Annotated in this window: 19 protein-coding genes; 7 read left to right on the forward strand and 12 right to left on the reverse strand. The window is 66.0% G+C overall.

From position 1 onward, the window contains the following. Positions 1-1,056: rod shape-determining protein MreC (gene mreC, locus KBW95_RS21685; protein ID WP_211529317.1), on the reverse strand; the 1,056-nt coding region annotated here is incomplete at its 3' end. A gap of 97 nt (positions 1,057-1,153) precedes the next feature. Beyond that, the gene (locus tag KBW95_RS21690; RefSeq protein ID WP_159696538.1) at positions 1,154-2,197 is read right to left on the reverse strand and encodes a rod shape-determining protein; all 1,044 of its coding nucleotides are present in this window, start codon (positions 2,195-2,197) and stop codon (positions 1,154-1,156) included. A 324-nt stretch (positions 2,198-2,521) separates the two neighbouring features. Between KBW95_RS21690 and gatC the strand changes: the two genes are divergently transcribed. From gatC to gatB, 3 genes are read left to right on the forward strand one after another with little or no spacing between them, the layout of a single operon-like run. Beyond that, positions 2,522-2,821 (forward strand): Asp-tRNA(Asn)/Glu-tRNA(Gln) amidotransferase subunit GatC, encoded by a 300-nt coding sequence (gene gatC, locus KBW95_RS21695; RefSeq protein ID WP_211526387.1) that lies wholly within the window; start codon positions 2,522-2,524, stop codon positions 2,819-2,821. Positions 2,822-2,846: 25 nt separating this feature from the next. Beyond that, entirely contained in the window at positions 2,847-4,316 is a 1,470-nt protein-coding gene (gatA, locus tag KBW95_RS21700; RefSeq protein WP_211529318.1) for an Asp-tRNA(Asn)/Glu-tRNA(Gln) amidotransferase subunit GatA, read from the forward strand. 22 nt (positions 4,317-4,338) lie between these two features. Continuing rightward, complete coding sequence (gatB, locus tag KBW95_RS21705; RefSeq protein WP_211529319.1) at positions 4,339-5,799, forward strand: Asp-tRNA(Asn)/Glu-tRNA(Gln) amidotransferase subunit GatB; 1,461 nt, start codon at positions 4,339-4,341, stop codon at positions 5,797-5,799. A 470-nt stretch (positions 5,800-6,269) separates the two neighbouring features. Here gatB and pyrE read toward each other — a convergent pair whose 3' ends face one another. Continuing rightward, positions 6,270-6,932, reverse strand: coding sequence for an orotate phosphoribosyltransferase (pyrE, locus tag KBW95_RS21710; protein WP_211526390.1), 663 nt, complete (start codon positions 6,930-6,932; stop codon positions 6,270-6,272). Between the two features lie 95 nt (positions 6,933-7,027). Between pyrE and KBW95_RS21715 the strand changes: the two genes are divergently transcribed. Further along, positions 7,028-7,798, forward strand: a complete 771-nt coding sequence (locus KBW95_RS21715; protein ID WP_211526391.1) for an exodeoxyribonuclease III — start codon at positions 7,028-7,030, stop codon at positions 7,796-7,798. A gap of 184 nt (positions 7,799-7,982) precedes the next feature. After that, positions 7,983-10,265 carry an Ig-like domain-containing protein gene (locus tag KBW95_RS21720; RefSeq protein WP_211529320.1) on the forward strand — a complete coding sequence of 761 codons (2,283 nt, stop codon included), beginning with the start codon at positions 7,983-7,985 and terminating at the stop codon, positions 10,263-10,265. Between the two features lie 6 nt (positions 10,266-10,271). Here the strand turns inward: KBW95_RS21720 and KBW95_RS21725 are convergent, their stop codons facing one another. The 8 genes from KBW95_RS21725 to gshB all read right to left on the reverse strand — a co-directional run bounded on the left by KBW95_RS21725 (position 10,272) and on the right by gshB (position 17,600). After that, on the reverse strand, positions 10,272-11,210 hold the full coding sequence (locus KBW95_RS21725; protein WP_211526394.1) for a pseudouridine synthase: 939 nt from the start codon (positions 11,208-11,210) through the stop codon (positions 10,272-10,274). Positions 11,211-11,223: 13 nt separating this feature from the next. After that, positions 11,224-12,132: a M48 family metallopeptidase gene (locus KBW95_RS21730; protein WP_211529321.1), complete on the reverse strand. Its 909-nt coding sequence runs from the start codon at positions 12,130-12,132 to the stop codon at positions 11,224-11,226. Positions 12,133-12,274: 142 nt separating this feature from the next. Beyond that, positions 12,275-12,898: a methionine biosynthesis protein MetW gene (gene metW, locus KBW95_RS21735; protein ID WP_211526396.1), complete on the reverse strand. Its 624-nt coding sequence runs from the start codon at positions 12,896-12,898 to the stop codon at positions 12,275-12,277. Continuing rightward, positions 12,895-14,046, reverse strand: a complete 1,152-nt coding sequence (locus KBW95_RS21740; RefSeq protein ID WP_211526397.1) for a homoserine O-acetyltransferase — start codon at positions 14,044-14,046, stop codon at positions 12,895-12,897. Before KBW95_RS21740 ends, metW begins: the two co-directional genes overlap by 4 nt. 40 nt (positions 14,047-14,086) lie before the next feature. Beyond that, the gene (ptsP, locus tag KBW95_RS21745) at positions 14,087-15,856 is read right to left on the reverse strand and encodes a phosphoenolpyruvate--protein phosphotransferase (RefSeq protein ID WP_211529337.1); all 1,770 of its coding nucleotides are present in this window, start codon (positions 15,854-15,856) and stop codon (positions 14,087-14,089) included. A gap of 41 nt (positions 15,857-15,897) precedes the next feature. After that, positions 15,898-16,167, reverse strand: coding sequence for an HPr family phosphocarrier protein (locus KBW95_RS21750; protein WP_211521435.1), 270 nt, complete (start codon positions 16,165-16,167; stop codon positions 15,898-15,900). A gap of 67 nt (positions 16,168-16,234) precedes the next feature. Further along, on the reverse strand, positions 16,235-16,642 hold the full coding sequence (locus KBW95_RS21755; protein ID WP_211521436.1) for a PTS sugar transporter subunit IIA: 408 nt from the start codon (positions 16,640-16,642) through the stop codon (positions 16,235-16,237). A 1-nt stretch (position 16,643) separates the two neighbouring features. Continuing rightward, a complete protein-coding gene (gene gshB, locus KBW95_RS21760) occupies positions 16,644-17,600 on the reverse strand; it encodes a glutathione synthase (RefSeq protein WP_211526398.1) in 957 nt (318 codons plus the stop codon). Positions 17,601-17,825: 225 nt separating this feature from the next. Here gshB and KBW95_RS21765 point away from each other — a divergent pair, with 225 nt between their 5' ends. Beyond that, entirely contained in the window at positions 17,826-18,473 is a 648-nt protein-coding gene (locus tag KBW95_RS21765) for a DUF4272 domain-containing protein (protein ID WP_211529322.1), read from the forward strand. A gap of 85 nt (positions 18,474-18,558) precedes the next feature. Continuing rightward, the gene (locus tag KBW95_RS21770) at positions 18,559-20,481 is read left to right on the forward strand and encodes an ATP-binding protein (RefSeq protein ID WP_211529323.1); all 1,923 of its coding nucleotides are present in this window, start codon (positions 18,559-18,561) and stop codon (positions 20,479-20,481) included. Here KBW95_RS21770 and KBW95_RS24660 read toward each other — a convergent pair. Then, entirely contained in the window at positions 20,451-21,134 is a 684-nt protein-coding gene (locus KBW95_RS24660; RefSeq protein WP_229429939.1) for a YcxB family protein, read from the reverse strand. The two genes, KBW95_RS21770 and KBW95_RS24660, sit on opposite strands and share 31 nt — an antisense overlap. Positions 21,135-21,211: the final 77 nt, after the last annotated feature.

The following is a 21,211-nucleotide window of genomic DNA, read 5'->3' on the forward strand; positions in this document are numbered from 1 at the left end:
TGCCGGACGGGTGGCGGGAGACGCGGTCGTTGCCGGCGCGGGCTGGGCGGGAGCGCCGCCCGTGACCGCGCCGCTCACCGGCGCGGTTTGCGTCTGGGCCTGGGCGCCGGGGGGCGCCTGCGGCGGCAGCGGCGAAGCCGGCAGCGGCGGCAGCGGTACCGGTTCCATCTTGGGCAGCTTGCGTCCACCCGCCTTGGCGGTTTCCGGCGCCGGGCGCGGCGGCAGCGGCATCTGCGACATGATCACCAGCACCTGGCGGTTGCGGTCGATGCCGCCCAGCGGCTGGGCGACCACGCGGCCGAAGGAGCCAGCGGCCTTCTCGACCTGGATCACGCGCGCCACCGCCAGGCCGGCCGGGTACATCCCGTCGAGGCCCGAGGTGACCAGCACGTCGCCGACCTGGATGTCGGCGTCCTGGGCCACGAAGCGCAGGTCGAGCAGGCCGGACTGGCCGCGGCCGTAGGCGATGCTGCGCAGGCCCGAGCGCAATACCTGCACCGGAATCGCCTGTTCCTTGTCGGTCAGGAGCGTGACTTCGGAAGTAAAGGGGAAGACGCGGGTGACCTGGCCGATCACGCCGGCATGGTCGACGATCGGCAGGCCCAGCACCACGCCGGCGCGCGCGCCGCGGTCGAGCACGATGCGGCGGGTCGAGGGATCGCGCGCGTCGTACAGGACTTCGCTCATCAGGGTCTTGACCGGCAGCTGCTCGCGCGCTTCCATCAGGCGGCGCAGGTGGGCGTTCTCGGCGGTCTGGAACTGGGCCTGCTGGAGCTGGCGCGCCTGCAGCAGCTGCTGGTTCTTCAGCTCGCGCACTTCCTTCTGCAGCGAAGACAGCGAGGAGAAATAGCCGCCCATGGAGCCCAGCGCCTCGCGCGGCATCAGGGCCGCCATCTGCACCGGATAGAGGACGGTGGCCGCGACCTGGCGCACCCCGGAGAGCAGGTTCATGCGGGCGTCGACCACCAGCAGCACGAGCGAGATGAGCGCGAACACGATCACCTTGACGCGCGCCGGGGCGCCTTGTTTGAAGAGCGGCGGAGGACTGTATTGCATGACGCTTAGTAAAGGAAATGCGGCCTACGAATGTCAAGGCGGGCAGGATGCGCACGGTGTAACCGCACGCCCTGCCCGCCCTGGCCTGACACCTGTCTTATTCGTACGAGAAGATCGAGCCCAGCTTGTCCATGCGCTCGAGGGCCATGCCCGAACCGCGCACCACGCAGGTCAGCGGATCTTCGGCCGCCAGCACCGGCAGGCCGGTCTCTTCCATCAGCAGGCGGTCGAGGTCGCGCAGCAGCGCGCCGCCGCCGGTCAGCATCATGCCCTTCTCGGCGATGTCGGCGCCCAGTTCCGGCGGCGCCTGTTCCAGCGCGTTCTTCACGGCCGACACGATCTGGTTCAGCGGGTCGGTCAGGGCTTCCAGGATCTCGTTGGACGAGATGGTGAAGGAGCGCGGGATGCCTTCGGACAGGTTGCGGCCCTTGACTTCCATCTCCTTGACTTCGGAACCCGGGAAGGCCGAACCGATGGCCTTCTTGATCGCCTCGGCGGTCTGCTCGCCGATCAGCATGCCGTAGTTGCGGCGGATGTAGTTGACGATGGCTTCGTCGAACTTGTCGCCGCCCACGCGCACCGAACCCTTGTAGACCATGCCGCCCAGCGAGATGATGCCCACCTCGGTGGTGCCGCCGCCGATGTCGACCACCATCGAGCCGGTCGCATCCGACACCGGCAGGCCGGCGCCGATCGCGGCCGCCATCGGCTCTTCGATCAGGTAGACCTGCGAAGCGCCGGCGCCAAGCGCCGATTCGCGGATCGCACGGCGCTCGACCTGGGTCGAACCGCAAGGCACGCAGATGATGATGCGCGGCGACGGGCGGAAGAACTTGGAGTCGTGGACCATGCGGATGAACTGCTTGAGCATCTGCTCGGTGACGGTGAAGTCGGCGATCACGCCGTCTTTCATCGGGCGGATGGCTTCGATATTGCCCGGCACCTTGCCCAGCATCTGTTTCGCTTCCTTGCCGACCGCCTGGATCGTCTTCTTGCCGTTGGGGCCGCCTTCCTGGCGAATCGCCACGACGGACGGTTCGTCCAGGACGATGCCCAGGCCGCGGACGTAGATCAGCGTATTGGCGGTGCCGAGGTCAATCGCCAGGTCGTTCGAGAAGTAGCTGCGTAAAAAACCAAACATGAGTGTCCTGATGCGCATCAATGTGCGCCTAAACATTGATCGGGATGTCCTTGCCGCGCCCGCCCTCTTAGGTTTCACTGGGCCTCGCGGTCTTGTCATACGCTGCGGCAGCTTTCGGCACGACAACGCATTAGCCCGCCATTCTACCTTATAATTTGATGTTTACATGCCGAATACAAGGGCTTTTACCCCCTAATTCGAGTGCGAGATCGGCGCTGTTTCCAAGCTTTTATCGGCCGTAGCATGCCGTTGGCTGGTAAGTTGCCAACATTCATTATTCGCTCAACCACATTTTGCGCGCGCTTTCGCGCCGCGCCCGACATCATGTCCCTGACCCTTTCAGACGTAAAACGCATCGCCAACCTGGCCCAGCTCGATATGGACGAGGCCCATGCCGAGACCATGCTGGGCGAGCTGAACGGTATTTTCGCGCTGGCCGAGCAGATGCAGGCGGTCGACACCAGCGGCGTTGCGCCGTTGGCACAGCCGCTGGCCGCCATCCTGGCGCTGCCGCTGCGCCTGCGCGACGACGTGGTCACCGAGGCCAACCGCCGCGAAGACTACCAGGCGCCGGCGCCGAAGGCCCAGGACGGCCTGTACCTGGTGCCGAAGGTCATCGAGTAAACCGCTTTTACGAATCGACACGCACATGCACACCAAGACCATCAAAGAGCTGTCCGCAGCCCTGCACAGCAAGCAGGTCTCAAGCACCGAACTGGCGCGCCACTACCTGGGCCGCATCGAGGCCAGCGGCCATAACGCCTTCCTGCACGTGGACCCGGAACTGACGCTGGCGCAGGCGGCCGCCGCCGACGCGCGCCTCGCGCAAGGCACCGCCGGCCCGCTGACCGGCGTGCCGATCGCGCACAAGGATATCTTCGTCACCCAGGGCTGGCGCACCACCGCCGGCTCGAAGATCCTGGAAGGCTATGTCAGCCCCTTCGACGCCACCGTGGTGGACCGCTTCAAGGCGGCCGGCATGGTCACGCTGGGCAAGGTCAACCTGGACGAATTCGCGATGGGCTCGGCCAACGAGAACTCGGCCTATGGCGCGGTGAAGAACCCCTGGGATGCGCTGGCCGTGCCGGGCGGTTCCTCGGGCGGCTCGGCCGCGGCCATCGCCGCGCGCCTGGCGCCGGCCGCCACCGCCACCGACACCGGCGGCTCGATCCGCCAGCCGGCCGCCTTCTGCGGCGTCACCGGCATCAAGCCGACCTACGGCCGCGTGTCGCGCTTCGGCATGATCGCCTTCGCCTCCTCGCTGGACCAGGGCGGCCCGATCGCCCAGACCGCCGAGGACTGCGCCCTGCTGCTGAACGAGATGAGCGGCTTCGACGAGCGCGATTCGACCAGCCTGACCCCGGACCAGGGCAATATCGGCGAGGACTATACCCGCGACCTGAACAAGCCCCTGAACGGCCTGCGGATCGGCGTGCCGAAGGAATACTTCGGCGAAGGCCTGGCCGCGGATGTCGAGCAGGCGGTGCGCGCGGCGCTGGATGAATTCGTCAAGCTGGGCGCCACCCTGGTCGAGATCTCGCTGCCGAAGACGGCGCTGTCGATCCCGACCTACTACATCATCGCCCCGGCGGAAGCCTCGTCCAACCTGTCGCGCTTCGACGGCGTGCGCTACGGCCACCGCGCCGCGGACTACAAGGATCTGCAGGACATGTACCGCAAAACCCGCGCCGAAGGTTTCGGCCGCGAGGTGCAGCGCCGCATCATGGTCGGCACCTATGTGCTGTGCCATGGCTACTACGACGCCTACTACGTGCAGGCGCAGAAGATCCGCCGCCTGATCGCCGACGACTTCCAGTCCGTGTTCCGCGACCAGTGCGACGTGATCATGGGCCCGGTGGCCCCGACCGTGGCCTGGGACCTGGGCTCGAAGGCGAACGACCCGGTGGCGAACTACCTGGCCGACATCTACACCCTGTCGACCAGCCTGGCCGGTTTGCCGGGCATGTCGATCCCCTGCGGCTTCGGCGGCGCCGGCGGCAAGCGCCCGGTCGGCCTGCAAATCATCGGCAACTACTTCGGCGAAGCCAAGCTGCTGAACATCGCGCACATGTACCAGCAAGCGACCGACTGGCACCAGCGCGCGCCGGAAGGCGTCTGAGGACAGGAAAGAGAGAACAACTATGCAATGGGAAGTCGTCATCGGTCTTGAGAACCACGTGCAGCTCACGACCAACTCGAAAATCTTCAGCGGCAGCTCGATCAAGTTCGGCGCCGAGCCGAACACCCAGGCCAGCCCGGTCGACCTGGCGCTGCCTGGCGTGCTGCCGGTGCTGAACCGCGGCGCCGTCGAGCGCGCGATCCGCTTCGGCCTGGCCGTGGGCGCGAAGATCGCGCCGCACTCGGTCTTCGCACGCAAGAACTACTTCTACCCCGACCTGCCGAAGGGCTACCAGATCAGCCAGTTCGAGGATCCGGTGGTCCAGGGCGGCACGGTCAGCTTCGCCTACGAGAAGGACGGCAAGCTGGAGACCAAGACCGTCAACCTGACTCGCGCCCACCTCGAGGAAGACGCGGGCAAGTCGCTGCACGAGGACTATGCCGGCATGAGCGGCATCGACCTGAACCGCGCCGGCACGCCGCTGCTCGAGATCGTGTCCGAGCCGGAGATGCGTAGCGCCGCCGAAGCCGTGGCCTATGCCAAGGCGCTGCACTCGCTGGTGGTGTGGCTGGGCGTCTGCGACGGCAACATGCAGGAAGGTTCGTTCCGCTGCGACGTCAACGTCTCGGTGCGCCCGGTCGGCCAGAAGGAATTCGGCACCCGCTGCGAGATCAAGAACCTGAACTCCTTCCGTTTCATGGAAGAAGCGATCCACTACGAAGTGCGGCGCCAGATCGAGCTGATCGAAGACGGCGGCAAGGTGATCCAGGCGACCCGCCTGTGGGACCCGGACCGCAAGGAAACCCGCTCGATGCGCACCAAGGAAGACGCGCAGGACTACCGCTACTTCCCGGACCCGGACCTGCCGCCGCTGGTGATTTCGCAGGAGTGGATCGACCGCGTGAAGAACGACATGCCGGAACTGCCGGGCGCGATGCGCGCGCGCTTCACCGGCGACTACGGCCTGCCGGAGTACGACAGCCTGGTGCTGACCTCCTCGCAGGCGATGGCGACCTATTTCGAAGCCGTGGTCGCCAAGGCCGGCAAGGAAAACGCCAAGGCGGCCGCGAACTGGCTGATGGGCGACGTGTCCTCGACCCTGAACCGCGAAGGCGTGGAGATCGCGCATTCGCCGGTCGAAGCCTCGCAGCTGGCGCTGCTGCTCAAGCGCATCGCCGACGGCACCATCTCGAACAAGGCCGCGAAGGAAGTGTTCGCCGCGATGTGGGAAGCCAAGAGCACCGACGAGCACCTGGCCGACATCGTGATCGAGCAGAAGGGCCTGAAGCAGATCTCCGACACGGGCGCGCTCGAAGCGATCGTGGACGAAGTCCTGGCCGCCAACGCCAAGTCGGTCGAACAATACCGCGCCGGCAAGGAAGCCGCGATCAACGCCCTGATCGGCCAAACGATGAAGGCCTCGAAAGGCAAGGCCAACCCGGCCCAGGTCACCGAGCTGCTGAAGAAAAAACTCGCCGGCTAAGCCACAGGCTCCACAAATAGGGTCAAACACAAAAGGGTCAGAGTCGAATTGTTGGGAAATTCTCCAGAATTTCCTGCAATTCGACTCTGACCCTAATTTGTTTACTCAGCAATCCACCTTCGACAACCGGGGTCGGAGTCGAATTCTTTGGCAACTTTGAGTAATTGCCCAACAATTCGACTCTGACCCCAATTGTTTTCTGCTACTGCGCGAAATGTCGACAAAGCCAGATTTGATCCAGCTCAAAACGAAGGCCATTTCATTCTCAGCTGGAACAAAAACGGCCGCTCAGCTCGCCCCAGATAATTGGGGTCAGAGTCGAATTGTTTGACAACTTTGGGGAATTTCCCAATAAATCGACTCTGACCCCAGTGTGGGGTCGGCAGGGAAAGTGACGGGGAATGGGGGTCGGAGTCGACTTGTTTGGCAATTCTGGGGAATTTCCAGCAATTCGACTCTGACCCTATTTGTCAGATGCCGTAGCGGGTGCGGTAGGCGGCGACGGCGTCCTTGAATTGGGACAGCTGCGGATCGGCGGCCTGGCCCGACAGGTAGCCGAACAGGTCGTCCAGGTTGGCGATGGAGATCACCGGGATGCCGAATTCGCGCGCGACTTCCTGCACCGCGGAGTTCTCCGACAACGCGCCGTCCTTGCCCGAGCGTTCCATGCGGTCCAGCGCGATCAGCACCGCAGCCGGCTCGGCGCCCGCGGCACGGATCATGTCAACCGATTCGCGCACCGAGGTGCCGGCCGAGATCACGTCGTCCACGATCACGACCTTGCCGGCAAGCTTGGCGCCGACGATGGTGCCGCCTTCGCCGTGGTCCTTGGCTTCCTTGCGGTTGTAGGCGTAGGAGGTGTTGCGGCCTTTGCCGGCCAGCGCCACCGCGGTCGCGGAGGCCAGGGTGATGCCCTTGTAGGCCGGGCCGAACAGCATGTCGAACTCGACGCCCGAGTCAAGCAGGGTCTGGGCGTAGAACTGCGCCAGCTGGCCCAGGGTCGCGCCATCGTGGAACAGGCCGGCGTTGAAGAAGTACGGCGACTGGCGTCCCGCCTTCGTGGTGAACTCGCCGAACCGCAGCACTCCCGTCGAGACCGAAAAAGCGATAAACTCTTGGCGCAAATTGTTCACAGTAACCCCATCTAGAAAAAAGTGGCAGTATTTTAAACCGCGGACCCGGCCAGCGTCATCGCCGCCCCTGCTGCCCAGCCAACACCGTCCCTTACATGCCACGAATTATCTCCGCAAACCTCAACGGTATCCGCTCCGCCCACAAGAAAGGCTTCTTCAACTGGCTCGCCAACCAGGAGGCCGACTTCGTCTGCGTCCAGGAACTCAAGGCCCAGGAAGCCGACATGACCGAGGAATTCCTGCGCCCGCACGGCTACCACGGCCACTTCCACTACGCCGAAAAGAAGGGCTATTCGGGCACCGGCGTCTACAGCCGCCTGGCCCCCGACAACAAGCGCATCGGCTTCGGCTGCGCCGAATTCGACGCCGAAGGCCGCTATACCCGCTGCGACTTCGGCAACCTGACCGTCATCTCGGTCTACTGCCCGTCCGGCTCGTCCTCGCCCGAGCGCCAGCTGGCCAAGTTCCGCTTCATGGAAGTGTTCCTGCCACACCTGCAGGAATTGAAGGCGGAAGGCCGCGAGGTCGTCATCTGCGGCGACTGGAACATCGCGCACAAGGAAATCGACCTCAAGAACTGGAAGAGCAACCAGAAGAATTCGGGCTTCCTGCCGGAAGAACGCGCCTGGATGACCCGCATTTTCGACGAGCTGGGCCTGGTCGACGTCCACCGCGTGGTCGCCCCGGAAGCCGCCGATTACACCTGGTGGAGCAACCGCGGCCAGGCCTGGGCCAAGAACGTGGGCTGGCGCATCGACTACCATGTCGCCACCCCGGGCATCGCAGCCAGCGCCAAGGCGGTCTCGATCTACAAGGACGAACGCTTCTCCGACCACGCGCCGCTGATCATCGATTACGCGCTCTAAAGCTCCTCCGGCCTCCCCCCGAATCCCCCCACCCCGGGGGGATGTGTGGCATTTTTGATGCAAACAGCATGGCATCCACCCCCTGATGCCATCCACGATGCTGTTTTGTTGATACTATCTGCCTGTCAATTTCCGGCTAGCATTTTTCCTTGCCCGGTCACCAAAGCTTTCAGCGCAGAGCCAGATGAACGCCACCACCACCTCGTCCACGAGCACCGCTTCCCTCTCCTCCAGCAACGTCCGTACCGCCAGCCTGAGCAGCGTCGCGTCGGCGGCGAAACTGCTGAGCTCGAAAGGCACCGAAACCGATTCAGGCTTCCAGATCGACATGGAATTCTCGACCGTGATGGCCCGGGGCCAGGGCGTGGTCTACGTCACGGACGGCGCGGTCCAGACCGTGGTCGACCGGATGACCGGCAAGCAGGCCATCCGCATCGTCGGCGCCACCGAAACGCTCGCGGTCCCGGTGAGCCAGCTGCAGTTGTCGGGCAATCACGTCATCCTGGAAGCCAGCGGCCTGAGCGCCGGCCGCACCTATCACGTGTACATGGCCGACGGCGTCCTGCTCGACGCCGCGCTGCTCGCCTACACCGGCATCACGGTGCCGGGTACGGTCAGCTTCGCGCCGCCCGACCGCAGCGCGGACACGGCCGCCCCGGCGCTCGAGGGGATCAGTTTCGATGGTTCGACCCTGGACGCCGCCCACGACCTGGTGGCGACCCTCCGCTTTTCCGAAGCCGTACGCGAAAGCGGCCTGCTGGACGCCATCTATGCCAGCGATGCCGACCTGTCCGGACTGGCCAGCAGCGACGGCGGCAAGACCTGGACCGTCACCCTGAGCCTGCCCGATGGGATCGAGGAGCCGGCCCTGGGCGTCTTTGGCGTCAACATGGGCAATGTGCGCGACCTAGCCGGCAATGCCGGCGCCGGCTTCGAGCCGCTGCCGGCCTACGCGGTCAACATGGCCAGCTCCTTCCTGTATGTCTACGACGACGGCCAGGATCCAACCGACGGCCTGATCAGCGACGCCAATTCGCGTTCCGTCGGCGGCGTCTTCTTCGGCGATTTTGCGGATCCGGAACAGAACTTCGAACTGAGCATCGGCGGCGTCCCGATCGGCAACGCCGACATCCAGTTCCACCAGCTGGGCGGCGCCCTGTACTGGGTGTACGACGGCGAGGAATACTGGACCGAGGGCGTCCACGACATCGTCGTCCGGGCCACCAAGGCCGGCGGCGAGATCCTGGTGATGAACAAGCAGGTCACCGTCGACGGCACCGGTCCGCTCGTGACCGTCTCGCCGGCCTCGGCCCCGCCGGACCAGCTCCCGCCCGACTTCGACGTCGCGGGCACGCTGGTGATCGAGTTCGACGAAGCCGTGTACTTCAACGACGAATCGCCGCGCATCGAGGTCCACACGCGCGTGGGCGAAGCCTATCCGGTCACCACCTATATTCCCATCAGCGAACTGAACCTGTCTCCCGACCGCAAGATCCTGACGATCCCGGCGGACCAGCATCGCCTGATGACGAACGCGAACGTGATGCTGTTCCTATACGACGTCGCCGACATGGCCGGCAATTCCCTGCGCAGCGAGGGGCTCTCGTTCAACACGGTCGGCCTGGATACGGCCGCGCCGGTGGCCGTGGACGCCTGGGCCCAGGGCTACAGCGCCGGCACGCTGGGCACCGGCGACTCGGTCCGCTTCACCATCCGCTTCAACGAATCCGTCACCCTGTTCGGCGACCAGGAACGCTATGTCACCATGAGCAACGGCGGCCGCGCCGTCCTGGAAGGCGCCAGCGCGGATTGGCAGGAGCTGAGCTTCCGCTACACCGTTCAGGCGGGCGATGCGGACGAAAACTATCTCGGCATCGGCGACCTCGGCGGACTGGCCAAGCAGCTGAAGGATGCGCACGGCAACGTCCTGACCGACGCCTATATCGACTTCGGCGCGCTCTACCTGTCCGGCTACGGCAGCTTCCACGTCGACCAGACCGCGCCCGGCGCCCTGGCCCTGCCGGTCATCGCGGCCGGCAGCGACAGCGGCATCATCGGCGACGCCATCACGCGCATCGCCCGGCCGCTCATCCAGGGCACGGGCGCCGAAGCCAACGCCCGCATCCACATCGAGATCGACGGCCAGGAAGTCGAGAGCTATGTCCGCGCCGGCTACGACGGCAAGTGGAGCTGGATGCCTTCCCTAGACCTGGCGGTCGGTGCGCATACGCTGAAGTTCTGGCAGGAAGACGACGCCGGACTGGCCGGCGCCAAGACGGCGCTCGGCGTCTCCATCGAAGGCATCCTGGCGCCGCTGCTGGTGGTCGCGGGCGGCCTTGCCCTATCCACCGCCTCCAGCGTGACCAGCAGCCCCGCTACCGACGGCGGCGTCACGCCCACGGCCATCGACAACCCGCTGGACCAGGTGACGATCGTCGGCTCGGTCCAGCCCGGCTTCGGCCAATAGGAAGGCTCAGGGCCAGTCGAGCGCGAGTCCGCTGGCGAAGCTGCGCTCTTCCCCGCTCAGCGGGTCGGGGAAGCTGATCGAGCGCGCCAGCAGCTGCAGCGGCGCGCTGAAGTCGTCGCCCTTGCAGGGCAGCGCCACCGGATAGAAGGCGTCGTTCAGGATGGGCGCGCCGAGCGCGGCCAGGTGCAGGCGCAGCTGGTGCTTGCGCCCGGTGTGCGGGTGCAGGCGGTAGCGCGCAACAATGCCGCGACGCTCGATCAGTTCGATCAGGGTTTCCGAATTCGGCTCGCCTTCCACCTCTTCGCTGATGAAAAACTGCTCGGCGCCGTCCCGCATGCGGCTGCGGTAGGTGAAGGGGAAGTCCCTGCCCTCGATGACGCCCGCCAGGGCTTCATAGGTCTTCTTCACCACGCGCTTCTGGAACATCGACTGGTAGGCCCCGCGCGTGTCCGGGTTGTGCGAGAAGATCACCACGCCCGCGGTCTCGCGGTCCAGGCGGTGGATCGGCACCAGGTGCGGCAGGCCGTAGCGGCGCTTGAGGCGCACCAGCAGGGTCTCCTTGAGGAAGCGCCCGGTCGGGATGGTCGGCAGGAAGTGGGGTTTGTCGGCCACCAGCAGGTGCTCGTCCAGGTGGATCACCCGCTCCTCGAAGGGAATCGGGGTCTCGGGCTGCTCCAGCTCGCGGTAATACCAGATGCGCATGCCCTGGCGCACCGGGGTGTCGGCGCGCAGCGGCTCGCCCCTGGCGTCGACGATCTCGCCGCGCGCCAGGCGCGCCGCCCAGGAATCAATCGTCACATCGGGATAGCGCTCCGCCAGGAAGCGCAGCATGCCGCCGGCGCGCGTTTCAGTCAGCCACAGATAGCTGGGCGAGACCCCGTCGCGCACCGGCAGGGGCACGTAGGCATTGGCTTCGGCCTGGCGCCCCTTCCTTCCACTACCCATTACCCATTCCTGTTCAGCGCAAGGCCACGTTGGTGCGGTAAGGCGGCAGCTTGGCCGCGCTGGTGCCCTTGGTGCGCGCGTACAGCGGCAGCAGCACGTTCATGTGCGACTCGATGTCGGCGATGCGGGTCTCGCCGCCCGGGTGGGTCGACAGGATCTCGAGCGGGGTGCGCTTGCCCAGGGCCGCCATCTTGCGCCACAGGGCGATGCCGGCGCGCGGGTCGTAGCCCGCGCGCGCCGAGATGTCCAGGCCCACCAGGTCGGCTTCGCGTTCCTCGTCGCGCGAGAACTTCAGCACCAGCATCTGGCCGGCGTAGTTGGCGACCGTGCCGGTGATGTTGGGGTCGATCCCGAAGATGCCCGAGATCAGGGCGCCGCCGACGCGCGCGCCGATGCCGGTCAGGCTCGACTTGGCCATGCGCTCGCGCCCGTGCTCGCGCAGCGCGTGCGCGATCTCGTGGCCCATGACGGCCGCCACTTCGTCGTCGGTCAGCTTGAGCGAGCTCAGGATGCCGGTGAAGAAGCCGATCCGGCCGCCCGGCATGCAGAAGGCGTTCACCTGGTTGGCGTCGATCAGGTTGACCTGCCACTGCCACTGGGCGGCGTTCTGGTTCCAGCGCGGCGCATGCGGAATGATGCGCTGGGCGATGGCGCGCAGGCGCTTCACTTCCGGATGCGAATCCGGCAGCAGCACGCCCTTCTGCTGGGCTTCGCCCATCATGGTGGTGTACTGCTGGGCCGCGGCTTCGTTCAGCTGCTCTTCCGGGATCAGGACCCGGGTGCGCGACAGCGGCTTGACGCGGATGCCGTCCTGGACCTCGGTCTGCTGGCGGGAGTCCTGCGCCGCCGCGGGAGCGACGGGCATGGCGCCAACGACGCCCGCCAGCGACAGGCACATTACGAGTTGTTTTAGTTTCTTCATGTTCATCATCGATAGGCTGTTTTTGGCAGCTCTATCCTCTCAGAAAGTAAACGGGACGAGCAACACGCTCAACGGTGCCCATCATCGCGCACGGCCTGAGCACGAACAAGCCGCCACCGCACATAAAGTGTAAGAAGCTGTTTCAGCTCGCCGGTACCGGTTTTACTTTCTTGCGCAGACGGAACACCGCCAGGCTGCCGCGCAGGTTGGGCAGCACCGTCACCGGCTTGCCCTCGGCCAGCGCCACGCACTCCAGCACTTCCAGGCCACACTCTTCCGCCAGTTCCTGGAAGTCATAGATGGTGGCGCAGCGCACGTTGGGCGTGTCGTACCACTGGTAGGGCAGCGCACGCGAGACCGGCATGCGGCCCTTGAGCAGGGCCAGGCGATGCGGCCAGTGGGCGAAATTCGGGAAGGAGACGATGGCTTCGTGGCCCACGCGCACGATATCGCGCAACAGCGCTTCCACGTGCTGCATCATCTGCAGCGAGGACAGGCACAGCACGGTGTCGAAGGCATTGTCGCCGAACAGGCCCAGGCCCTCTTCCATGTCGTGCTGGATCACGTTGATGCCGCGCCTGGTGCTTTCCAGGACCTTGTCGTCGGCGATCTCGATGCCGTAGCCGGTGCAGCGCTTGTCCAGCTCCAGGTAGCGCAGCATGGCGCCGTCGCCGCAGCCGACGTCGAGCACGTGGGCGCCTTCCTTCACCCAGTGGGCGATGAAGGCCAGGTCGGGACGCAGGGCGTTGAGTTCCTTGAAGTTCATGCGCCCTCCCCGGCGAATTCCTGGGCGATGCGGTCGTAGTAGGCGCGCACCACGTTCATGTAGCGAGGATCTTCCAGCAGGAAGGCGTCGTGGCCGTGCGGCGCGTCGATCTCGGCATAGGTGACCTTGCGCCGGTTCGATACCAGCGCCTCGACGATCTCGCGGCTGCGCTCGGGCGAGAAGCGCCAGTCGGTGGTGAAGGACGCGAGCAGGAACTGGGCGCGGGTGCCGGCCAGGGCTTTGGCCAGGTCGCCGCCGTGCTCGCGCGCCGGGTCGAAGTAGTCGAGCGCCTTGGTGATGAGCAGGTAGGTGTTGGCGTCGAAGTATTCCGAGAACTTGTCGCCCTGGTAGCGCAGGTAGGATTCGATCTCGAAGTCGATGCCGAAGTCGAACTTGTAGTCGTCGCTCTCCGCGGCGTTGCGCAGCTTGCGGCCGAACTTCTCCGCCATGTCGTCGTTCGACAGGTAGGTGATGTGGCCGACCATGCGCGCCACCTTGAGGCCGTTCTTCGGCACCACGTTGTGCTCGTAGAAGTCGCCGCCGCGGTAGTCCGGGTCGGTCAGGATGGCCTGGCGCGCGACGTCGTTGAAGGCGATGTTCTGGGCCGAGAGCTTGGGCGTGGAGGCGATCACGATGCAGTGGCGCAGGCGCTCCGGGAACAGGATGCTCCAGGACAGGGCCTGCATGCCGCCCAGCGAGCCGCCCATGACGGCGGCGAACTGCTCGATGCCGAGCCGGTCGGCCAGGCGCGCCTGGGCCGCCACCCAGTCTTCCACCGTCACCACCGGGAAGGCGGCGCCGTAAGGCTTGCCGGTGGCCGGGTTGGTGTGCATCGGGCCGGTCGAGCCGAAGCAGGAACCCAGGTTGTTGATGCCGATGACGAAGAAGCGGTTGGTGTCGACCGGCTTGCCGGGGCCGACCATGTTGTCCCACCAGCCGGCGCTCTTCGGGTTGTTGGCGTACATGCCGGCCACGTGGTGCGAGGCGTTGAGCGCGTGGCAGATCAGGACGGCGTTCGACTTGTCGGCATTCAGCGTGCCGTAGGTTTCGTACATCAGCGTGTAGTCGCCGAGCTGTGCGCCGCTTTGCAGGCGCAGCGGCTCAGGGAAGTGCATCGCCTGCGGTGTGACTATTCCAAGAGATCCCATGAAGGTGTTTCGCGTGTTTTTATGTGGTGCGGAGAGTGCGTTAAAGCGCTTGCAGCTGCTCGACGGCCGCGGCGATCTCGCCCGGTTCCACCGAGCGCAGGATGCGCCGGGTGCGGCTGGTGATGGCGTTCAGGTCGCAGTTCAGGATTTCCTGCTTCACCGAGAGGATCTGCGCCGGGTGCATCGAGAATTCGCGCAGCCCCATGCCCAGCAGCAGGCGGGTGAGCTTGACGTCGCCGGCCATCTCGCCGCAGACCGCCACGTCCAGCCCGGCCTTGTGGCCGGTGGCGATGGTGTTGGCGATCAGCTGCAGCACCGCCGGGTGCAGCGGATTGTACAGGTGCGCCACCTCGTAGTCGACCCGGTCGATGGCCAGGGTGTACTGGATCAGGTCGTTGGTGCCGATCGAGAGGAAGTCCATGCGCTTGACGAACATCGGCAGCGCCAGCGCGGCGGCCGGGATCTCGATCATGGCGCCGACCTCGATCCCCTCGTCGAACTTGAGCTTGTCTTCGCGCAGGCGCGCCTTGGCCTGCTCGAGCAGGTTCAGGGTCTGGTCGATCTCGAAGGCGTGCGCCAGCATCGGGATCAGGATGCGCACCGGTCCGAAAGCCGAGGCCCTGAGGATGGCGCGCAGCTGCGTCAGGAACAGCTGCGGCTCGGCCAGGCAGTAGCGGATCGCGCGCAGGCCCAGGGCCGGGTTGAGCGCGGTGTGCTCGGTCGGGTCGAGCGGCTTGTCGGCGCCCACGTCCAGGGTGCGGATGGTCACCGGGCGGCCCTTCATCGCCAGCACCGCCTTGCGGTACTGCTCGAACTGCTCGTCCTCGCCCGGGATCTGCAGGCCTTGCGCGCCGCGTCCCATGAACAGGAATTCGGAACGGAACAGGCCCACGCCGTTGGCGCCGGCTTCCAGCGCGGCCGGGCAGTCGTCCGGCAGCTCGATGTTGGCCAGCAGCGTGATGGCGGTGCCGTCCTTGGTCACCGCCGGGGTCTTCTTGAGCTTGAGCAGGCGCTTGCGCGCCTTGATCAGGGCGTTCTGGCGCGCGCGGTACTGCTCCAGCACCAGCTGGCTCGGATTGCAGATCACCACGCCGGCGTCGCCGTCGATGATGACCCAGTCGTCCTGCTCGATCAGGCGCGAGGCCTGGCTCATGCCCACCGCCGCCGGGATGTCGAGCGAGCGCGCGACGATCGCGGTGTGCGAGTTCTGGCCGCCGACGTCGGTGACGAAGCCGATGAAGGAGCGCGGGCCACCGTCGCGGTCGCGGAAGGCCAGCATGTCGGCCGGCGAGATGTCGTGGGCCACCACGATCATCTGGGGCGGCGCCTGGTCCTCGCCGGCGAACACCGGCGGCACGCTCAGCGCGGTGCCCAGCAGGACCTTGAGCACGCGCTCGGCCACCTGCTGGATGTCGTGCTTGCGCTCGCGCAGGTACTCGTCCTCGATCTCGTCGAACTGGCGCGAGAGCTCGTCGATCTGGGTCACCAGCGCCCATTCGGCGTTGTAGTGGCGCGAGCGGATGATGTCGAGCGGCGCCTCCGAGATCATCGGGTCGGACAGGATCAGCGCGTGGACGTCGATGAAGGCGCCCAGCTCGGTGGGGGCGTCCTTGGGCAGGTCGGTCCACAGCTCCTGCAGGTCGCGGTGCACCTCGGCGATGGCGTCCTGCAGGCGGCGCACCTCGGCCTCGACCTGCTCTTCCGGCACCAGGTAGTGCTTGACGTCGAGCGCGGCCGGGGTAAGCTTGTGGGCGCGCCCGATCGAGATCCCGCGCGATACCGGAATGCCGTGGAGCGTGAACGATGCCATCGAGGGTCCCGTATGGCGGGCGGCAGCCGCTTCGCGCGGCATTACTCGCCTTCGCCGAACTTGTCGTTGATCAGGCCGGCGAGCGCGGTGACGCACTGCTGCTCGTCCGGGCCATCCGCTTCCAGCAGCACCTTGGCGCCCTTGCCGGCGGCCAGCATCATGACGCCCATGATCGACTTGGCGTTGATGCGGCGGCCGTTGCGGGTCAGCCAGACGTCGCTCTGGAACTTCGCGGCCAGCTGCGTGAATTTGGCGGAAGCGCGGGCATGCAGCCCCAGCTTGTTGATGATCTCAAGTTCCTGTTGAATCATATTCTCGATGTCGTTGTTCTAGTAAGGAGTGCGCGCGGTCCGCCAGGGCGCGCACCGGTGCGCCGCTTCAGCTCGACCCTACCCGGATGCGGTTGTCCACCCGTACCGCGCCGTTCTGGGCGCCGGCCAGGGCCATCTCCACCACCACGTCGAGCGTGTCGCGGCGGTAGGTGATCGCGCGCAGCAGCATGGGCAGGCTGATGCCGGCGATGATTTCCACGTGGCCGGCGTCGGCCAGCGAATTGCAGCAGTTGGACGGGGTGCCGCCCTTGATATCGGTGATCACCAGCACGCCGTCGCCCTCGTCCAGGCGTGCGATCGCTTCCTTGGCGAGGCAGTTGACCTCGCCCAGGTCCTGGTCGGCGGTCACGTCGATCGCCTCGAAACGCTCGGTCGGGCCGCGAAACACATGCGCGACCGCCGCGATGAATGCCTGGCCCAGCGGCGCGTGGGTCATCAAGAGTATGCCTACCATGTCAGTTGTTCCTGGCCTGCTGCGCCTGCAGCTCGACCGCGTCGATGAACATCGCGGCCACGTCGAATCCGGTCTGGTCGGTGATCTCCTGGAAGCAGGTGGGGCTGGTGACGTTCACCTCGGTCAGGAAATCGCCGATCACGTCTAATCCTACCAGCAACAGCCCGCGCGCGGCCAGGACGGGGCCGAGGGTCTCGGCGATCTCGCGGTCGCGCTCCGTCAGGGGCTGGGCCACGCCGACGCCGCCGGCCGCCAGGTTGCCGCGCACCTCACTGCCCTGGGGGATGCGCGCCAGCGCGAAGGGCACCGGCTTGCCGTTGATGACCAGCACCCGCTTGTCGCCCTTGACGATGGCCGGGATGTATTTCTGGGCCATGATGGTGTGGCGGCCGTTGTCGGTCAGGGTCTCGATGATCGAGCCCAGGTTCATGGCGTCCTCGCGCACCCGGAAGATGCCGGCGCCGCCCATGCCGTCCAGCGGCTTGTAGATGACGTCGCCATGCTTGGCGTGGAAGGTGCGCAGCTGGGCCAGGTTCGAGCTGACCAGGGTCGGCGAGGTGAACTCGCTGAACTGGCAGATCGACAGCTTCTCGTTGTGGTCGCGGATCGCCGAGGGACGGTTGAACACGCGCGCGCCCTGGCGCTCGGCCAGTTCCAGCAGATAGGTGCCGTACACGTATTCCATGTCGAAAGGCGGATCCTTGCGCTCGATGACGGCGTCGAAGGTGGACAGCTCCACCGTCTCGGCCGGGTCGGCGCGGTACCATGCATCCGTATCGCCGGTCAGGTGGATGCGCGCCACATTCGCGATCACGACGCCTTCCTGCAGCGCCATGTCGCGCTGCTCGAAGGCGTAGATGGCATGGCCTCGCTTGGCCGCCTCGCGCATCATGGCGAAGGTCGAGTCCTTGTAAATCTTGAATCCGGAAAGCGGATCGGCAAGAAAAGCGATTTTCATGGTGCTTCCAATAGGGACAATGCATCGATTTTAGCCGGAAACGCCGAAGCTCGCGGCCGCCGGTCCGCTCAGGGCGGAAATCGACGTTGAAATGCACTTTGGCAACTTGCGTCGCCTCAGAAACCGGCCTGATCGCACGCAAACCCGCGTATTTACCTGCGTACGGATGAACTGTTGCCGCGCCGATTTGTTTATGATCTTGCATAGTTATCTACAAGGCATACCATGACACCCGCTCAACGCCAGGCCGCCAGCGAAGCCCTGCTTCGCGAACACGGCATTCCCATCAATCCGCAACTGCCCTGGATCGAGGACGAACACGAGGTGCGGCTGCGCTCGGCGGACGAGCTGTGCCGGCGCCTGGCGGCCCTGTGGGGCGTGGTCGGCACGGCGATGTTGCGCGAGAACGATTTTTTCGAGGACTATTTTTCCATCGGCGACAGGCGCAGCTGGCTGTCGAACGACGAGGCGCGCTTCCTGTTCGACGACGAACCGGTGGAAGAGGACTACATCCGCTTTTCCTGGCGCCTGGAGGCGCTGTATTTCCTGGCCTGGTGCGGCGGACTGGTCGAGCACATCGGCCTGCCGCGCAGCGAAGCCAGCGCGCGCGAGTTCCTGCACTTCTTCCCCGAGGACGAAGCCGACCCGGTGGCGCTGGCGGCGGCCGTGCGGGTGCGGCCGGTGGGCGAGATCCTCGACTGGTCCGACCGCCTCTACCGCCTGCACTGGGCAGTGCGCGACGCGCACTTGAACGGCCGCCCCACCCCGGGCGGCATCGAGCCGGGCGTGGTCTTCGAATGGCATTACGCGGTCAACTGGATGACTCGCTACGACGGCGAGGACGACTGGGACGAGATCGGCACGGATACCTGAATCCATGCCCATGCGCGTTGCCATGTCTTGTCGCGGGACGCTATAGTGAGCGCCTCCTCAGAGGCGTACTCATGGTGAAAGACAGATGAATCACCCGTCCTTGTTCGAATCGGTGTTCAATAGCTCGCCCATCGGTAATTACCTGCTGTCGCCGACGCCGGACGCCATCATTCTTGCTGTCAACGACACCTTCCTCAAGGCTTCGTCGCGGACACGGGAAGAATTGGTCGGCATGAGCCTGTTCGCGGCCTTCCCGCGCAATCCGGACGATCCCGAGGACCGGGGCGAAATCGACTTGCGCCGCTCCCTGGCCTGCGCCGTCGATACCGCCAAGCCGGACAGCCTGCCCGCCATCCGCTACCCGATCCGGGTCGAACTGCCGAATGGCGAAGTGGTGTTCGAGGAACGCTTCTGGAGCGCGGTCAGCACCCCGATCTTCGGCGAGGACGGCAGCATCGTCTGCATCTCGCACACGACCAGCGATGTCACTGAACAGGTCCGGGCCGCGGCCGCGCTGCGCGAGAGCGAGAAGCGCTTTCGCGCGCTGACCAGCGCGACGGCCGACGTCATCTACCGCATGAGTCCCGACTGGACCCAGGTCCGCCAGCTCGAGGGGCGCGGCTTCATCAAGGATACGGCCGACCCGAACGAAATGTGGCTCGACGAATACATTCCGCAGGGAGACCACGACCTGGTGCACCAGGCCATCGACGAAGCAGTGAGCAACAAGCAGGCTTTCGAGCTGGAACACCGGGTCAGGCGGATCGACGGCAGCATCGGATGGACGCTCTCGCGGGCGGTGCCGATGCTCGACGCCCACGGCGCCATCTACGAATGGATCGGCGCCGCCAGCGACATCACCGAGCGCAAGGAGGCGGAAGCGAAACTCAGGGACACCGACCGCCGCAAGGACGAATTCGTCGCGATGCTGGCCCATGAATTGCGCAATCCCCTCGCGCCGATCCGGGCCGCGGCCGAACTGCTGCAGATGGCCCACCAGGACCCGCAGCGCGTGCGCCAGACCAGCCAGATCATCACGCGCCAGGTCATGCACATGACGAACCTGATCAACGACCTGCTCGACGTCTCGCGCGTCACCAACGGCCTGGTCACCTTGGACAAGGCGCCGCTGAACATCCGCCATGTCCTGATGGAGGCGGTGGAACAGGTGACGCCGCTGATGCAGTCGCGGCAGCACCACCTGGCGATCCACCTGCCGCCCGGCTCCACGGTGGTGAGCGGGGATGCGAAGCGGCTGGTGCAGGTCATGACCAATATCCTCAGCAATGCCGCCAAATACACGCCGGCGCGCGGGAACATCGAGCTCAGGACAGAGGTGCATCCCTCGCAAGTCCTGATCACCGTCACCGATAACGGGATCGGCATGGCGCCGGAACTGACCGGCCGCGTATTCGACCTGTTCACCCAGGACGAGCGCACCTCGGACCGCTCCTCGGGCGGACTGGGACTGGGACTGGCGCTGGTCAAGAGCCTGGTCGAACTGCATGGGGGAACGGTGTCCTGCGAGAGCCCGGGCCCAGGCGAGGGAAGCCGATTCACGGTCGGCCTGCCGCGCCAGGACGCCGGTGACCAAGTCCTTGCGCCGCAAGCCGCGGAGCACGGCGCCGGCGTGGCCGCCGCTCCCCTGCGCATCATGGTCGTGGACGACAACGTCGATGCGGCGACCATGCTCGCGATTTTGCTCGAGGCTGCCGGCCATCAGGTGACGGTCGAACACCGGCCCGAGGATGCGCTGGAGCGGATCAGGGAGGCCAGGCCGCAAGTCTGCCTGCTGGACATCGGCCTGCCCGGCATGGACGGGCACGAGCTGGCGCGCCGCCTACGCCAGCTGCCGGAGACGGCCGACGCGCTGCTGGTCGCGGTCACCGGGTACGGGCAGGAGGAAACGCGCGCCCATGCCCTGGCCTCGGGCTTCGACCACTACTTCGTCAAGCCGATCGACATGGCCGCGCTGCATCAGCTGCTGGCCGCCGCCTCCGCCGGCTGATCGCCGAAGCGTCCGGCCGCGCAGAAGGCGCGCAGGCGCACCTCGTCCTCCCGGCTCAGGCAGCGGAAGGGAATCGGGATCGCGCCGCGTGCGAACATCAGCAGGTAACCGCTGCGGTAGCGCCGGACCGCCCGGACCTCGTCCCAGCGGCGCAGCGAGCGCTTGTGCCCGGCCCTGCGTTCGATCCCGCTTGCATCGATGTGGAATTCACAGACGGGCGCGCGCCAGCGCTTCGCATAGAACACCGGTGGCGCGATCAGCGCGATCCAGACATTCGTCATGAACGGCAGCCAGGCGAGCGCGCAGGCCGCGCCGGCCAGCAGGCCGGTGCGCCAGCCGCCGGGACCCACGGCCCAGGCCAGGACCAGGGCAAGCATGCCGAGCGCCAGCGGCCACAGCAGCTTGGCGCGGCGGGCGGCGGGACTGTCGTGGCGCGCCAGGAAGGCGAGATGGTCGCGCAGCAGGCTGCAATATTCGCGCAGGGTGCAGGCGCCGGAGAAGCGCACCGGCATGGCGTCCGGCGGGGCCGCCACCGGGCCGCCGGGGGGATCGACCGTCAGTTCATTGGTGGCGATCGTCTTCCTTTCCTGGCGCATGATCTGCATCGCCACTTCCTTGCGGCTGGGCGGGCGCGGATGGATAAAACCAGGCATGGGTGGCTCCGGCTGATCTCGATCTCCCCGACATGGGGCCGGATGCCCACATTGCAATGGTGCAAACTTTTTGCTTG

It is taken from the genome of Massilia sp. ZL223 (genome assembly GCF_018119395.1).
GTDB lineage: Bacteria > Pseudomonadota > Gammaproteobacteria > Burkholderiales > Burkholderiaceae_D > Telluria.

What these genes read in the sequence shown, in the direction of transcription:
- gatA (WP_211529318.1), top strand. Translation starts at nt 2,847, where the DNA reads ATGCACACCAAGACCATCAAAGAGCTGTCCGCAGCCCTGCACAGCAAG.
- ptsP (WP_211529337.1), bottom strand. Translation starts at nt 15,856, where the DNA reads ATGGCATCGTTCACGCTCCACGGCATTCCGGTATCGCGCGGGATCTCG.
- KBW95_RS21715 (WP_211526391.1), top strand. Translation starts at nt 7,028, where the DNA reads ATGCCACGAATTATCTCCGCAAACCTCAACGGTATCCGCTCCGCCCAC.
- KBW95_RS21765 (WP_211529322.1), top strand. Translation starts at nt 17,826, where the DNA reads ATGACACCCGCTCAACGCCAGGCCGCCAGCGAAGCCCTGCTTCGCGAA.
- gatC (WP_211526387.1), top strand. Translation starts at nt 2,522, where the DNA reads ATGTCCCTGACCCTTTCAGACGTAAAACGCATCGCCAACCTGGCCCAG.
- KBW95_RS21690 (WP_159696538.1), bottom strand. Translation starts at nt 2,197, where the DNA reads ATGTTTGGTTTTTTACGCAGCTACTTCTCGAACGACCTGGCGATTGAC.
- KBW95_RS21725 (WP_211526394.1), bottom strand. Translation starts at nt 11,210, where the DNA reads ATGGGTAGTGGAAGGAAGGGGCGCCAGGCCGAAGCCAATGCCTACGTG.
- gatB (WP_211529319.1), top strand. Translation starts at nt 4,339, where the DNA reads ATGCAATGGGAAGTCGTCATCGGTCTTGAGAACCACGTGCAGCTCACG.
- metW (WP_211526396.1), bottom strand. Translation starts at nt 12,898, where the DNA reads ATGAACTTCAAGGAACTCAACGCCCTGCGTCCCGACCTGGCCTTCATC.
- KBW95_RS24660 (WP_229429939.1), bottom strand. Translation starts at nt 21,134, where the DNA reads ATGCCTGGTTTTATCCATCCGCGCCCGCCCAGCCGCAAGGAAGTGGCG.
- KBW95_RS21720 (WP_211529320.1), top strand. Translation starts at nt 7,983, where the DNA reads ATGAACGCCACCACCACCTCGTCCACGAGCACCGCTTCCCTCTCCTCC.
- KBW95_RS21740 (WP_211526397.1), bottom strand. Translation starts at nt 14,046, where the DNA reads ATGGGATCTCTTGGAATAGTCACACCGCAGGCGATGCACTTCCCTGAG.
- KBW95_RS21770 (WP_211529323.1), top strand. Translation starts at nt 18,559, where the DNA reads ATGAATCACCCGTCCTTGTTCGAATCGGTGTTCAATAGCTCGCCCATC.
- KBW95_RS21750 (WP_211521435.1), bottom strand. Translation starts at nt 16,167, where the DNA reads ATGATTCAACAGGAACTTGAGATCATCAACAAGCTGGGGCTGCATGCC.
- gshB (WP_211526398.1), bottom strand. Translation starts at nt 17,600, where the DNA reads ATGAAAATCGCTTTTCTTGCCGATCCGCTTTCCGGATTCAAGATTTAC.
- KBW95_RS21730 (WP_211529321.1), bottom strand. Translation starts at nt 12,132, where the DNA reads ATGAAGAAACTAAAACAACTCGTAATGTGCCTGTCGCTGGCGGGCGTC.
- KBW95_RS21755 (WP_211521436.1), bottom strand. Translation starts at nt 16,642, where the DNA reads ATGGTAGGCATACTCTTGATGACCCACGCGCCGCTGGGCCAGGCATTC.